Origin of the sequence: Pseudomonas sp. MYb13, assembly GCF_002980075.1 — a bacterium.
In the GTDB taxonomy this organism is placed as follows: Bacteria; Pseudomonadota; Gammaproteobacteria; order Pseudomonadales; family Pseudomonadaceae; genus Aquipseudomonas; species Aquipseudomonas lurida.
In genome coordinates this window covers 305,833-318,593 of the sequence record NZ_PCQI01000006.1, presented here as the reverse complement: position 1 = coordinate 318,593, position 12,761 = coordinate 305,833, and the positions used below count along the sequence as shown (strand labels likewise).

The following is a 12,761-nucleotide window of genomic DNA, read 5'->3' as shown; positions in this document are numbered from 1 at the left end:
GGGCTAATCGGTGGTTTATTAGAGGCAGCGGGGCAGGGTGCGGGCTATCCGCTTAGTGGGGGAACCTGGGCCGGAAAATTGGGCAGCAAATACCCAACCCGGTGCATAGTCGTGACGGGATGCGCTACTGTCTGGCGGGGCATGAGGCGAGAAAACCGGCGGCTTATCCGCCTAGTCGACGATTGCTATCCACCCAGTGGCTATTGCGCTGGCGTGGCGCATTACTTGCTATGGAACACTAACGACGCGCCGCCAGAGCGCGCAACAGCCTAACCGCCGTGGGTGCACCCTGATGAGCAGCCAAACGATTCAACGCTTCGACCTGGAGGGCGCCCGCAGCTGGATGTCCGGTATCTGCGGGCCCCATCGCCTGGCCACCGCCACGCCCGAACGCCTGCGCTTTCACCACAGCGCCAACGTATTCAAGTCCCGCGCCACTACCCTGGGTGTGATCGAATACGGCACTGACGTGACCATCGACATCGAAGACGCCGAGCACTTCAGCAGCTACAGCCTGAGCCTGCCCCTGGTGGGCGAGCAGGAGTTGAGCAAGAACGGTGAGCGCCTGAGTTCCAACCGCGACCAGGGTGTGATTATCTCGCCCAACGAGCATCAGGTGCTGGCGATCTCCGGCGACTGCCGCAAGTTGCAGGTGGTGATCACGCGCGCGGCGATGAGTGAGTCGCTGGAAGGTTTGCTGCAACGGCCGATCGAGGCGCCGTTGCGCTTTGAGTCGGTGATGGACGCGGTGGACGGTGCTTCAGCGTCGTGGTGGCGCATGGCGCGTTACTTCATTGCGGAGTTGGAGCATGGCAGTGAGTTGTATGAGCAGGCCGCCTTTACCCGCGACCTGGAAAGCTCGCTGATCAAGGGCCTGATCCTGGCCCAACCGAACAATTACTCCGAAGAACTGCGCGATGTCTTGGGGGTGAAACTGCCGCATTACCTGATCCGTGCCCGCCAGTGCATCCACGACAACGCCCGCGAAGCCGTGCACCTGGAAGACCTGGAAGCCGCCGCCGGTGTGTCGCGGTTCAAGCTGTTCGATGCGTTTCGCAAATACTTCGCGCTGTCGCCCATGGCCTATTTGAAGAAGTACCGACTTTCTGCCGTGCGCCAGGAAATCCTCGAACACGGCGCCACCCGTACCATTTCCGAGATCGCCCTGGGGTGGGGCTTTACTCACTTGGGACGGTTCTCGGCGGAGTACCGCAAGCTGTTCGATGAGTCGCCGAGCCAGACGTTGCAGCGCAAGCGTATGCGCAGCGTTTGAAAGCAATGAAGATCAAAAAGTGGGAGCTGGCTTTGGGGCTCAGATCAATTCTTCCACCAGGTGCAGGCAATGACTCAGCCCCGGCGACTGATCATTCACCCGCCGGCTGAGAATGATCGGCGACGTCGCGGTGGCTTCCACAATCGGCGTGTAGCCGATGTCGGCACGGTGCAGCACCTGCACCGAGGCCGGCACCAGTGTCACACCCATGCCGGCGCCGACCAGGCCGATGGCGGTCTGCAGTTCATTGGTCCACTGCGCTACCTTGAGGCTCAGGCCGTGGGCGTCGAACAGCGCGATCACGTGGTCGGCATAGCTGGGGCGAGGGTTGCCGGGGTAGAGCACGAAGGGTTCGGCGGCAAGTTGCGCGAGGGTCGCGGGGGCGGCCAGCAACGGGTGGCCGGTGGGCAGTACCGCCACCAGCCGATCCTCCACCAGCACGCGCTGGACAATGGCCGGGTCGTCGATGCGAATGCGCCCGAACCCTACGTCGATCCGCCCGGCCTTGAGCGCTTCGACCTGCTGCAGGGTCGTCATCTCCGACAGCCCCAACTCCAACTCCAGCGCCTCATGGGTGCGCAGCCGCCGAATCAGCTCCGGCAACACGCCGTACAGGGTCGACGGCGCGAAGCCGATACCCAGCCAGGTCTTCTCACCCTGGCCGATGCGTCGCGTGTTGTCGCAGACCTTGTTCAGTTGTTCCAGCAGCACATTGGCGTGCTCATAGAAAAAGCGCCCGGCCTCGGTCAGCCGCAACGGTCGACCACGCTCAAGCAGCACCACGCCCAATTCGTCCTCCAGTTGCTGGATCTGCCGGCTCAATGGCGGCTGGGCGATGTGCAGGCGTTCGGCGGCGCGGGTGAAATTCAGGGTTTCCCCCAGCACCTGGAAATAGCGCAGGTGACGCAGTTCCATAACGGCTCCTTTCATACCTTGAGGGTATTGCTTGAGACCAATTCTATATTGGAAGCCAAGAAAGATGCGGGACAGAATCGGCTTGAATCTAAAAAGAACCCAACGGGTATTGCCATGCCGATTTGCGCCATCGAGTCGATCGAGACGATCATCGTCGACCTTCCCACCATCCGCCCGCACAAGCTGGCGATGCACACGATGCAAAACCAGACCCTGGTGATCATCCGCCTGCGCTGCGCCGACGGCATCGAGGGCATCGGCGAAGCCACCACCATTGGCGGCCTGAGCTACGGCAATGAAAGCCCCGACAGCATCAAGGTCAACATCGACCGCCACTTCGCGCCGTTGCTGATCGGCCAGGACGCCAGCAACATCAACGCCGCCATGTTGCGCCTGGAACGCAGCATCCGTGGCAACACCTTTGCCAAGTCCGGCATCGAAAGTGCCTTGCTCGACGCCCTTGGCAAACGCCTGAACCTGCCGGTCAGCGAGCTGCTGGGTGGCCGCGTGCGCGATGCCTTGCCGGTGGCCTGGACCCTGGCCAGCGGCAACACCGAAAAGGACATTGCCGAGGCCGAAAAGATGCTCGACCTGCGCCGCCACCGCATCTTCAAATTGAAGATCGGTGCGGGTGACGTCAGCCACGACCTGGCCCATGTGATTGCGATCAAAAAGGCCCTGGGCGACCGCGCCAGTGTGCGCGTCGATGTCAACCAGGCCTGGGACGAAGCGGTTGCGTTGCGCGCGTGCAAGGTGCTCGGCGACAACGGCATCGACCTGATCGAACAGCCCATCTCACGCAACAACCGTGGCGGCATGGCGCGGCTCAACCTGTCGAGCCCGGCGCCGATCATGGCGGATGAGTCCATCGAGTGTGTCGAGGACGCCTTCAACTTGGCCCGCGAAGGCGCGGCGTCGGTGTTCGCCCTCAAGATCGCCAAGAACGGCGGCCCCCGCGCGGTACTGCGCACAGCGGCGATTGCCGAGGCGGCCGGGATCGGCCTGTACGGCGGCACCATGCTCGAAGGTGGCATCGGCACGCTGGCGTCGGCGCATGCCTTCCTCACGCTGAACAAGCTGGCGTGGGACACCGAACTGTTCGGCCCGTTGCTGCTCACCGAAGACATCCTCACCGAGCCGCCGGTGTACCGGGATTTCCAGCTGCATGTCTCCACCGCGCCGGGCCTGGGCCTGGCCGTCGATGAAGAGCGCCTGGCGTTCTTCCGTCGTGACAAACACTAAGAGGCGCCCACCATGCTGTTCCACGTAAAAATGACCGTGAACCTGCCCGTCGACATGAACCCCGAGCGCGCAGCCAGCTTGAAGGCTGATGAAAAAGCCCTCGCACAGCGCTTGCAGCACGAAGGCAAATGGCGCCACCTGTGGCGCATCGCCGGGCACTACGCCAACTACAGCGTGTTCGATGTCGACAGCGTTCAAGAACTGCACGACCTGCTGATGCAGCTGCCGCTTTATCCCTACATGGCCATCGAAGTGAACGCCCTGTGCCGGCACCCTTCGTCGATCCGTGAAGACGACCGTTAAGCCCGTCATGCCCCCAATAATTACAAGATGAGGAATGCACCATGTCCATCCGATTGTCCCAGACTGCCCCAGCCCAACAGTTTCTCGAAGAAGCCAGCGGCAACCTCAACGACGCTGGCAACCCGCGCACCAAGGCGTTGATCTACCGGATTCTGCGCGACACCGTGAACATCATCGAAGACCTGGAAGTGACCCCGGAAGAGTTCTGGAAGGCGGTCAATTACCTCAATGAGCTGGGCAAGAACCAGGAAGCCGGCCTGCTCGCCGCCGGGCTGGGCCTGGAGCATTACCTGGACTTGTTGATGGACGCCGCGGACGAGGAAGCCGGCAAGTCCGGTGGCACACCACGTACCATCGAAGGCCCGTTGTATGTGGCCGGGGCGCCGTTGAGCAAGTACGAGGCGCGGCTGGACGATGGCACGGACGACGCGGTGCCGCTGTTCATGCGCGGGCAAGTGCGCGACACCCATGGCAAGCCGCTGGCCGGGGCGATTGTGGATGTGTGGCAGGCCAATACCGGCGGTACGTATTCGTGGTTTGACCCCACGCAATCCGAATTCAACCTGCGCCGGCGCATCGAGACCGATGCCCAGGGCAACTACCGATTCCGCAGTATCGTGCCGTCCGGCTATGGCTGCCCGCCGACCGGGCCCACCCAGCAACTGCTCGACCAACTGGGGCGCCACGGCCAGCGGCCGGCGCATATTCACTTCTTCATTTCGGCGCCGGGGCATCGGCACCTGACCACGCAGATCAACCTGTCGGACGACCCGTACCTGCATGACGACTTTGCCTATGCGACGCGGGATGAGTTGATCGCCGAGATTCGCTTCAGTGACGACCCGCAACTGGCGCGCGAGTTTGGCGTGGAAGGGCGGTTTGCGCAGATTGATTTTGACTTTGAATTGCAGACTGCCGAAGCGCCGGTAGAACAAAAGCGCATGCAACGAGTCCGCGCGTTGGAAGATTAAATGCGGTTAAACAAGTGGGAGCGGGGTTGCTCGCGAATGCGTGGGATCAGCCAGCCGGTGTATTGACTGGCGCACCGTATTCGCGAGCAAGCCCGCTCCCACGGGTTTTAGGCTGTTGCGGTCATTTGCGGATGACCAGGTCCAACACTTCATCGCGATCCTTGATCTTCTGCAACACAATCTCCGAGCGGATATCCATCACCCCCGCCGTGCGGTTCAGGTGGTTCACGATAAAGTCCGAAAAGTGCTTGAGGTTGCGCGCCTGCACCCGCAGCACATAGTTGCTGGCGCCGGTGATCACATAGGCGCTGGCCACCTCCGGCCAGCCCTGCACCTTCTTGATAAATGTCTCATGCCAATCCTCCACATCCTGGCGCAAGGACAGGTGGACGATGGCCTCCAGCTCAATCCCCAGTTGCTCGGCATTCAGCACTGCACGGTAGCCGCTGATGATGCCCTCGCTCTCCAACAGACGCAGGCGGCGCAGGCACGCGGACGGCGACAGCGCGACTTTTTCTGCCAATTCCTGGTTGCTGATACGGCCATCCTGTTGCAGGAAATGCAGAAGGCGCAGGTCGGTGGCGTCGAGAATCATGGTTAGAATAAATCCGCGTATTTGGGGGTTAAATTCGAATTTCCTACAGCTTAATTAGCCTGTTACCCAGCACTTTGCACGAAAATTCTCTAAAACTTCGTTCATTATTTTGTCCATTCCGACTTATAAGAATCAGGACAGCCCATGACCACTCGAAGCGATTGCCAAGCCCTCGACGCCCAGGACCCGCTGGCGCCATTACGCCGCCAGTTCGCCCTGCCGGAGGGCGTGATCTACCTCGACGGCAACTCCCTTGGCGCACGCCCGGTGGCGGCGCTGGCCCGGGCACAGGCAGTGATCGCCGAAGAGTGGGGCAATGGTTTGATTCGCAGTTGGAACAGCGCCGGTTGGGCGCAGTTGTCCCAACGCCTGGGCGACCGCCTGGCACCGCTGATTGGTGCCCGCGACGGCGAAGTGGTGATCACCGATACCACCTCCATCAACCTGTTCAAGGTGCTCAGCGCCGCGTTGACCGTACAGCGCCAGCGTCAGCCTGGGCGCAAAGTGATCGTCAGCGAGGCGAGTAACTTTCCCACCGACCTGTACATCGCCGAGGGCCTGGCCGAGTTGCTGCAGCAAGGCTATTCGCTGCGCCTGGTGAACAGCCCGGACGAATTGCCCCAGGCCATCGACCAGGACGTGGCAGTGGTGATGCTTACCCACGTCAACTACAAGACCGGCTTCATGTACGACATGCAGGCGCTTACAGCCCTGAGCCACGAGTGTGGCGCGCTGAGTATCTGGGACCTGGCGCACTCGGCGGGCGCGGTGCCCATCGACCTGCATCAGGCCGGTGCCGATTACGCGATTGGCTGCACCTACAAATACCTCAACGGCGGCCCGGGCTCCCAGGCGTTTGTGTGGGTCAACCCGGCGCTGGTGGACGTGGTGCGCCAGCCGCTGTCGGGCTGGTTCGGGCACACCCGGCAGTTCGCCATGGAATCGAACTACGCACCGAGCGCCGGCATCGCCCGCTACCTGTGCGGCACGCAGCCGATCACTTCGCTGGCGATGGTTGAATGCGGCCTGGAGATTTTTGCCCAGACCGACATGGCCAGCCTGCGCAGCAAATCCCTGGCGCTGACCGACCTGTTCATCGCGTTGGTGCAAACCCGTTGCGCCGCCCATGAGCTGGTATTGATCACCCCGCGTGAGCACGCCCGGCGCGGCAGTCATGTGAGCTTCGAGCACCCTGAAGGCTACGCCGTGATCCAGGCCTTGATCGCCCGTGGCGTGATCGGTGACTACCGCGAGCCACGCATCATGCGCTTCGGCTTTACCCCGCTGTACACCCGCTTTACCGAGGTATGGGATGCCGTGGAAATCCTGGGTGACATCCTCGACAACCGCACCTGGGACCAGCCGCAGTTCAAAGTTCGCAACAGCGTCACCTGACACACCGCCGATCAAAATGTGGGAGCTGGCTTGCCTGCGATGACGGTGGTGAATGCACCGGCGCTATCGCAGGCAAGCCAGCTCCCACAGGGTTCAGCGTCAGCAACAACCATCACAATAATAAAGGGGCACACCACGTGACCACGCCAGACAACGGCTTTGCCGAGATCACCCACCGCGAGCTGGGCCTGCGGCGCCAGCTCACTTCCGGCCAGATGAGCATGATCGCCATTGGCGGCGCCATTGGCACCGGGCTGTTCATGGGCAGCGCCTACGCCATCGGTTATGCCGGCCCCAGTGTGCTGGTGAGCTACGCCATCGGCGCGTTGATCACGTTGCTGTTGATGGGCTGCCTGGCGGAGATGACGGTCGCCCATTCCACGTCCGGATCCTTCGGCGCCTACGCCGAGTTCTACATCAGCCCCCTGGCCGGCTTCCTGGTGCGGTACGCCTACTGGGCGGCGATTGTGCTGGCGGTAGGCGCCGAGGTCACGGCGGTGGCGATGTACATGAAGTACTGGTTCGCCGCTGTGCCGGAATGGGTGTGGATCGTGTCGTTTTCCAGCGTGCTGATCTTGCTCAACGCCATCAGCGTGAAGACCTTTGGCAACTTCGAATACTGGTTCTCGACGATCAAGATCAGCGCCATCGTTGGCTTCATCCTCCTCGCCGTTTACGTGGTGTTTGGCTCCGGGAACCCAGAGTACGGGGTGCAGAACTACACCGCTCACGACGGCTTTTTCCCCCATGGCCTGAACGGCATGTGGATCGCGGTGATCGTGTCGATCTTCAGCTACCTGAGTGTGGAGATGATCGCCGTGGCCGCCGGTGAAGCGGCCGACCCGGAACAGGCCGTGAAGAAGGCCTTCCGCGCCACCATCGTACGCCTGGTGGTGTTTTACCTGCTGACCCTGGCGCTGATGCTGGCCATCGTGCCGTGGAACCAGGCCGGGCAAACCCAGAGCCCGTTCGTGACGGTGATGCAGACCATCGGCATTCCCGGCGCCACCGGGGTGATGAACTTCGTGATCCTGATCGCGGCGCTGTCGGCGATGAACAGCCAGCTCTACATCACCACCCGCATGATGTTCAGCCTGTCCCGCGCCGGCTTTGCGCCCACGTCCATGGGCGCCTTGAGCAAGAGCGGCATTCCGCTGAACGCGTTGCTGCTGTCCAGCTCGGGCATTGCCCTGGCAACGTTGCTGAATGTGGTATACCCGGAAAGCTCATTCACCCTGATGATGGCCATCTCGATGTTTGGCGCGATCTTTACCTGGTTCATGATCTTCCTCACGCACTTCTTCTTCCGTCGCTACCGCAAGCGCCACGGCGGCGCGAAGCTGTCGTTCCAGCTGCGGCTGTTTCCCTACAGCACCCTGCTGGGCCTGGTGCTGATGGGCGCGGTGATGATCACCACGTACTTCACCGAGGCGTTCAAGATGACGCTGGTATTTGGCGTGCCGTTCCTGCTGATGCTGTCGGCGGTGTACTACGGGTTTTTCCGCAAGGGCAGGGCCAAGGCGTCGAACAAGGCCTTGGCGTAGCCGGGCAGATGTTCGAACGAGCGTGCGCAGAGCAGTAACCGGCGACAAGCCCAGTCCTCCGTGAGCGGCTGGGCCTTGACGCGACTTTCCGAGGGCGAACGCTGCAGCGCGGCCTGGGGCACGATACCCAGGCCAGCGCCACGGGCGACCATGCGAATCACCCCGTCAAACCCCTCGGCACGGATGCGTGTCTGCAAGCGAAAGCCTTCGTGCAGCGCCTGTTCTTCCAGGTACACCGCCAGCGCACTGTCGGCCGCCAAGCCGACGTAGTCGTGTCGCAGGCTGTCGATGAAACTCACGTTTTGCGGGGTGAGCGGATGGTCCAACGGCATGATCAGCACCAGCGGGTCATCGCGAAAGGGCAGGGTCTGCAAACCGTGGGTGTCGACGGCGTCGGAAATGATCCCGAGGTCGGCCGTGCCCTGGCGCAAGGCCTGGGTGATGCGCAGGCTCGGCAGCTCCTGCAGGTCGATATCGAGGTTGGGGTGCTCGCGCAAAAAGTCCGCCAGCAATTCCGGCAGGTATTCGCTGAGGGCGGTGGTGTTGCACAGCAGGCGCACCTGGCCTTTGACACCTTTGGCGTATTCCGCCAGGTCCTGTTGCAGGTGCTCGGCCTGTTGCAGCAGCAGGCGTGCATGACGGGCGAGGGCTTTGCCGGCGGGCGTTGGCGTGACGCCTCGACGGCCGCGCTCAAGAAACGCGATACCCATGGAGGCCTCCATCGCCCGGATGCGGGCGCTGGCCGCAGCCAGGGATAGATGGCTGCGGGCCGCGCCGGCGGTGATGTTGCCGGTGTCGAGGACGTGCAGGAAAAGGCGCAGATCAATCAGGTCAAAATGCATGGTTGCGGGGTTCCTGTGACTGGACTGGCGTCTTCGCGAGCCAGCCCGCTCCCACATGTGGATGGGCGAGCACCTTCAAGTGTGAAGCGGGCTTGCTCGCGAAAAGGCCCTCAGCCTCACACAAAACAAGAGGCTGCCTCAGTATATGGCGAATTTCCCGCGCCAGCGAAAACCCTCACACTGCCCCCATGAATACCTTCCTCGCGTTCTACCAAAACCTAGGACCAGCCTTGACCCTGCTGGTGATCGGCACCTTCCTGCTGGCTGGCACCGTCAAGGGGGTGATCGGCCTCGGCTTGCCCACCGTCGCCATGGGCATGCTTGGCCTGGCTATGCTGCCGGCGCAGGCAGCTGCATTGTTGATCGTCCCCTCGACGGTCACCAACCTGTGGCAGTTGGCATTCGGCGGTCACCTGGGCGCCCTGACCAAGCGACTTTGGCCGATGCTATTGCTGATCTTCCTCGGCACCGGGCTTGGCACCTTGTGGCTGGGCATGGACGGCGGTGGTTGGGTGATCCATGCATTGGGCGGGGCATTGCTGGTGTACGCACTGAGCGGATTGTTCCTGCCCTCGTTCAGGGTAAAGCCTGAAACCGAACGCTGGTTGGGTCCTCTATGCGGCGTGATGACCGGCGTCATCACCTCGGCAACCGGTGTGTTCGTGATCCCAGCCGTTCCCTATCTGCAAGCCCTGGGCTTGAATCGCGACCAACTGGTGCAGGCGCTAGGACTCTCATTCAGCGTGTCGACGCTGGCATTGGCTGCCGGGCTGGCCTGGCGCGGCACGCTTGGGGGCGGGGAAATCAACGCGTCGCTGCTGGCGCTGGTACCGGCACTGTTGGGCATGTGGTTGGGGCAGGTGGTGCGCAGGCGCGTCAGCGCGCTGTTGTTCAAGCGCGTATTTTTCATCGGCATGGGGTTGTTGGGCGCTCATCTGCTGATCGGTGGTTAACAATGGGCTGGGTATTCGTGCGCTCAGGTCAAATGTATTTTGCCGTGTCGCCGCTTATTCCCCGGGGCCAATGTCGTTAGCCTGCCGGCAGACATTTTTAACCCCTCTGGATGCCCTCCCATGAAAAAAGTCCTCCTGCTCAACGGCGGCAAACAGTTCGCTCACTCCGATGGTCGCTACAACAGCACCCTGCATGACGCCGCCGTGGCGTTGCTGGACCGCGCTGGCCTCGATGTCAACGTCACCCATATCGACGAAGGCTATGACGTTGCCGAAGAAGTCGCGAAATACCTCTGGGCCGATGTGATCATCTACCAGATGCCCGGTTGGTGGATGGGCGCACCGTGGATCGTCAAAAAGTACATTGATGAAGTCTTTACCCAAGGCCACGGCAGCCTGTACGCCAGCGACGGCCGCACCCGTTCCGACGCATCGCAGAAGTACGGCAGCGGCGGCCTGGTCCAGGGCAAGCAGTACATGTTGTCGCTGACCTGGAACGCGCCCCAGCAAGCCTTCGACGACCCGACCGACTTCTTTGAAGCCAAGGGCGTGGACGCGGTGTACTTCCCGTTCCACAAGGCCAACGAGTTCCTCGGTATGACGGGCCTGCCGACCTTCCTGTGTGTGGACGTGATGAAGCGCCCGGCCATCGAGGCTGACGTGGCGCGCTACGAACAGCATCTGGCGCAGGTGTTCAATATCTCGGTGTAAGCTGCTGTGAACCGATAACGAGGAGCGCCTGTGAAAGCCCGATCCGATGAGCTACAGATCTTCGTCAGTGTGATTGAATGCGGGTCGATTTCCGCTGCCGCAGAGCAGGTCGGGCAGACGCCCTCGGCGGTCAGCCGTACCTTGTCGCGCCTGGAAGCCAAGCTCGACACCACGCTGATCAACCGCACCACGCGGCGCATGGACCTGACCGAAGAGGGCAAGTATTTCTTCGAGCAGGCCAAGGTGATCCTGGCACAGATGGATGAGTTGGAAGAACGCCTGTCGTCACGCCAGAAAAAACCGGCGGGTCGCCTGCGTATCAATGCCGCCGTGCCGTTCATGCTGCATGGGATCGTGCCGTACATTGCCGAGTTTCGCAGCCTCTACCCGGAAATCCAGCTGGAGCTGAACAGCGACGACTTGATCATCGACCTGCTGGAACAGAGCACCGATATCGCCATTCGCATCGGTGCCCTGGCCGACTCCACCCTGCATGCGCGCGCCCTCGGCTCCACGCCGCTGCATATCCTCGCCAGCCCCGGCTACCTCAAGCAATACGGCACACCGACCACGGTCGCCGAGTTGGCGGACCATACCTTGCTGGGGTTCACCCAGACCGAAACCCTCAACCACTGGCCGCTGCGCCATGTGGAGGGCGACCGTTGGCTGATCCAGCCCAGCGTGGCGGCCTCCAGTGGCGAAACCGTGCGCCAGTTGACGCTGGAGGGGCAGGGCATCTGCTGCCTGTCGAACTTCATGACCATCGACGATATCGACGCCGGGCGCCTGGTGCCGGTGCTGGAGGCGTTCAACAGCGGTTATCGCCAGCCGATCCACGCGGTGTTCTATCGCAACTCGCAGTTGGCGTTGCGCATCCAGTGCTTCCTGGACTTCATACAGGCCAAGCTGGCGCGGTATGCCTGTTGATTCGTGACCTTGGCGCAAGAGTGAATTGGGCAACAGGGGCTTATTCGTCAGGGATGAGGCCCTGATACTGGACGCATCACTTACCCCGTCAGGAGCACTCTCCATGAACGTATTCGTTACCGGCGCCGCAGGTTTTATCGGTGGTTCCATCGCGACCGGCCTGGTCAAGGCTGGCCACACTGTCACCGGCCTGGTGCGCAGCGCCGAGCAAGCGGCTGAAATGACCGCCCTGGGCATTACCCCGGTGATCGGCAACCTTGACGACACCGCCGTATTGACTGAGCAAGCGCGCAAGGCTGATGCGGTGATCAACGCTGCGAGCAGCGACCATCGCGCCGCCGTAGAAACTCTGCTGGCTGCCTTGAAGGGTTCGAACAAGCCGTTCCTGCACACCAGCGGTTCAAGCATCGTCGGTGACGCGTCGGGTGGCAAGTCCAGCGATGTCATCTACTTCGAAGACAGCCTGCCAGAACCGACGGTCGACAAGGCTGCCCGCGTGGCCATCGACAACCTGATTCTGGCGGCTGCCAAGGACGGGGTGAATTCGGCGGTGATCTGTAACACCCTGATCTACGGGCACAGCCTGGGTGTGAAGCGCGACAGCGTGCAATTGCCCCGTCTGCTCAAGCAGGCACGCAAGAGCGGCGTGGTGCGCCATGTGGGCACCGGGCAGAACATCTGGTCCAACGTGCACATTGAAGATGTCGTGGCGCTGTACCTGCTGGCGTTGACGAAGAATGTACCGGGCACCTTCTACTTCGTGGAAAGCGGCGAGGCGTCATTCATCGACATGACCACCGCGATTGCCGACGCGCTGAACCTGGGCAAACCGCAGGATTGGCCATTGGCGGACGCCGAAGCCGAGTGGGGCTATGAAATGGCTAACTATGGCCTGGGTTCCAACAGCCGAGTGCGCGGCAAGCATGCCCGTGAACTGCTGGGCTGGGCGCCGAAGCGCACATCGGTGGTGGAGTGGATTCGCAACGAGATGGTGTGATGTTCGCGTGATACTGCGCTGCTGCCTTCGCGGGCAAGCCCGCTCCCATAGTTGACCGAGTTCCAACGTTGGAATGCAGTCAGTGTGGGGGCG

Annotated in this window: 13 protein-coding genes; 10 read left to right on the top strand and 3 right to left on the bottom strand. The window is 61.9% G+C overall.

Features of this window, described 5'->3' with window-relative positions; genetic code table 11:
* The first annotated feature begins 292 nt into the window (after positions 1 to 292).
* Positions 293 to 1,273 (top strand): helix-turn-helix domain-containing protein, encoded by a 981-nt coding sequence (locus tag CQ002_RS14565; RefSeq protein ID WP_069078160.1) that lies wholly within the window; start codon positions 293 to 295, stop codon positions 1,271 to 1,273.
* 39 nt (positions 1,274 to 1,312) lie between these two features.
* Here the strand turns inward: CQ002_RS14565 and CQ002_RS14560 are convergent, their stop codons facing one another.
* On the bottom strand, positions 1,313 to 2,188 hold the full coding sequence (locus CQ002_RS14560; RefSeq protein ID WP_034109343.1) for a LysR family transcriptional regulator: 876 nt from the start codon (positions 2,186 to 2,188) through the stop codon (positions 1,313 to 1,315).
* A 114-nt stretch (positions 2,189 to 2,302) separates the two neighbouring features.
* On the opposite strand from CQ002_RS14560, the gene CQ002_RS14555 reads away from it, so the two are divergent.
* The 3 genes from CQ002_RS14555 to catA are packed head-to-tail and all read left to right on the top strand — an operon-like array spanning position 2,303 to position 4,704.
* Entirely contained in the window at positions 2,303 to 3,430 is a 1,128-nt protein-coding gene (locus tag CQ002_RS14555; protein ID WP_034109342.1) for a muconate cycloisomerase family protein, read from the top strand.
* Positions 3,431 to 3,442: 12 nt separating this feature from the next.
* Entirely contained in the window at positions 3,443 to 3,733 is a 291-nt protein-coding gene (gene catC, locus CQ002_RS14550; RefSeq protein ID WP_034109341.1) for a muconolactone Delta-isomerase, read from the top strand.
* Positions 3,734 to 3,774: 41 nt separating this feature from the next.
* Positions 3,775 to 4,704, top strand: coding sequence for a catechol 1,2-dioxygenase (gene catA / locus CQ002_RS14545; RefSeq protein WP_034109340.1), 930 nt, complete (start codon positions 3,775 to 3,777; stop codon positions 4,702 to 4,704).
* 121 nt (positions 4,705 to 4,825) lie between these two features.
* Here catA and CQ002_RS14540 read toward each other — a convergent pair whose 3' ends face one another.
* On the bottom strand, positions 4,826 to 5,299 hold the full coding sequence (locus CQ002_RS14540) for an Lrp/AsnC family transcriptional regulator (protein ID WP_016974903.1): 474 nt from the start codon (positions 5,297 to 5,299) through the stop codon (positions 4,826 to 4,828).
* Positions 5,300 to 5,443: 144 nt separating this feature from the next.
* Here CQ002_RS14540 and kynU point away from each other — a divergent pair, with 144 nt between their 5' ends.
* Together kynU and CQ002_RS14530 are read left to right on the top strand one after the other, a co-directional pair.
* Complete coding sequence (gene kynU, locus CQ002_RS14535; RefSeq protein WP_105162854.1) at positions 5,444 to 6,694, top strand: kynureninase; 1,251 nt, start codon at positions 5,444 to 5,446, stop codon at positions 6,692 to 6,694.
* Between the two features lie 137 nt (positions 6,695 to 6,831).
* On the top strand, positions 6,832 to 8,238 hold the full coding sequence (locus tag CQ002_RS14530; protein ID WP_034109338.1) for an amino acid permease: 1,407 nt from the start codon (positions 6,832 to 6,834) through the stop codon (positions 8,236 to 8,238).
* Here the strand turns inward: CQ002_RS14530 and CQ002_RS14525 are convergent.
* Entirely contained in the window at positions 8,184 to 9,080 is an 897-nt protein-coding gene (locus tag CQ002_RS14525) for a LysR substrate-binding domain-containing protein (protein ID WP_105162853.1), read from the bottom strand. The two genes, CQ002_RS14530 and CQ002_RS14525, sit on opposite strands and share 55 nt — an antisense overlap.
* Before the next feature lie 188 nt (positions 9,081 to 9,268).
* Between CQ002_RS14525 and CQ002_RS14520 the strand changes: the two genes are divergently transcribed.
* The 4 genes from CQ002_RS14520 (at position 9,269) to CQ002_RS14505 (ending at position 12,668) form a co-directional block, all read left to right on the top strand.
* A complete protein-coding gene (locus tag CQ002_RS14520) occupies positions 9,269 to 10,033 on the top strand; it encodes a sulfite exporter TauE/SafE family protein (protein ID WP_034109336.1) in 765 nt (254 codons plus the stop codon).
* Positions 10,034 to 10,153: 120 nt separating this feature from the next.
* Positions 10,154 to 10,744: an NAD(P)H-dependent oxidoreductase gene (locus CQ002_RS14515; RefSeq protein ID WP_034109335.1), complete on the top strand. Its 591-nt coding sequence runs from the start codon at positions 10,154 to 10,156 to the stop codon at positions 10,742 to 10,744.
* Between the two features lie 30 nt (positions 10,745 to 10,774).
* Complete coding sequence (locus CQ002_RS14510; RefSeq protein WP_105162852.1) at positions 10,775 to 11,671, top strand: LysR family transcriptional regulator; 897 nt, start codon at positions 10,775 to 10,777, stop codon at positions 11,669 to 11,671.
* 103 nt (positions 11,672 to 11,774) lie between these two features.
* Positions 11,775 to 12,668: an NAD-dependent epimerase/dehydratase family protein gene (locus CQ002_RS14505; protein ID WP_069078166.1), complete on the top strand. Its 894-nt coding sequence runs from the start codon at positions 11,775 to 11,777 to the stop codon at positions 12,666 to 12,668.
* The last annotated feature ends 93 nt before the right edge of the window (positions 12,669 to 12,761 follow it).

Excerpts from the sequence above, each read along its gene's own strand:
- CQ002_RS14555 (WP_034109342.1), top strand. The coding sequence starts at position 2,303 with ATGCCGATTTGCGCCATCGAGTCGATCGAGACGATCATCGTCGACCTT.
- catC (WP_034109341.1), top strand. The coding sequence starts at position 3,443 with ATGCTGTTCCACGTAAAAATGACCGTGAACCTGCCCGTCGACATGAAC.
- CQ002_RS14505 (WP_069078166.1), top strand. The coding sequence starts at position 11,775 with ATGAACGTATTCGTTACCGGCGCCGCAGGTTTTATCGGTGGTTCCATC.
- catA (WP_034109340.1), top strand. The coding sequence starts at position 3,775 with ATGTCCATCCGATTGTCCCAGACTGCCCCAGCCCAACAGTTTCTCGAA.
- CQ002_RS14565 (WP_069078160.1), top strand. The coding sequence starts at position 293 with ATGAGCAGCCAAACGATTCAACGCTTCGACCTGGAGGGCGCCCGCAGC.
- CQ002_RS14560 (WP_034109343.1), bottom strand. The coding sequence starts at position 2,188 with ATGGAACTGCGTCACCTGCGCTATTTCCAGGTGCTGGGGGAAACCCTG.
- CQ002_RS14540 (WP_016974903.1), bottom strand. The coding sequence starts at position 5,299 with ATGATTCTCGACGCCACCGACCTGCGCCTTCTGCATTTCCTGCAACAG.
- CQ002_RS14515 (WP_034109335.1), top strand. The coding sequence starts at position 10,154 with ATGAAAAAAGTCCTCCTGCTCAACGGCGGCAAACAGTTCGCTCACTCC.
- CQ002_RS14525 (WP_105162853.1), bottom strand. The coding sequence starts at position 9,080 with ATGCATTTTGACCTGATTGATCTGCGCCTTTTCCTGCACGTCCTCGAC.
- kynU (WP_105162854.1), top strand. The coding sequence starts at position 5,444 with ATGACCACTCGAAGCGATTGCCAAGCCCTCGACGCCCAGGACCCGCTG.
- CQ002_RS14520 (WP_034109336.1), top strand. The coding sequence starts at position 9,269 with ATGAATACCTTCCTCGCGTTCTACCAAAACCTAGGACCAGCCTTGACC.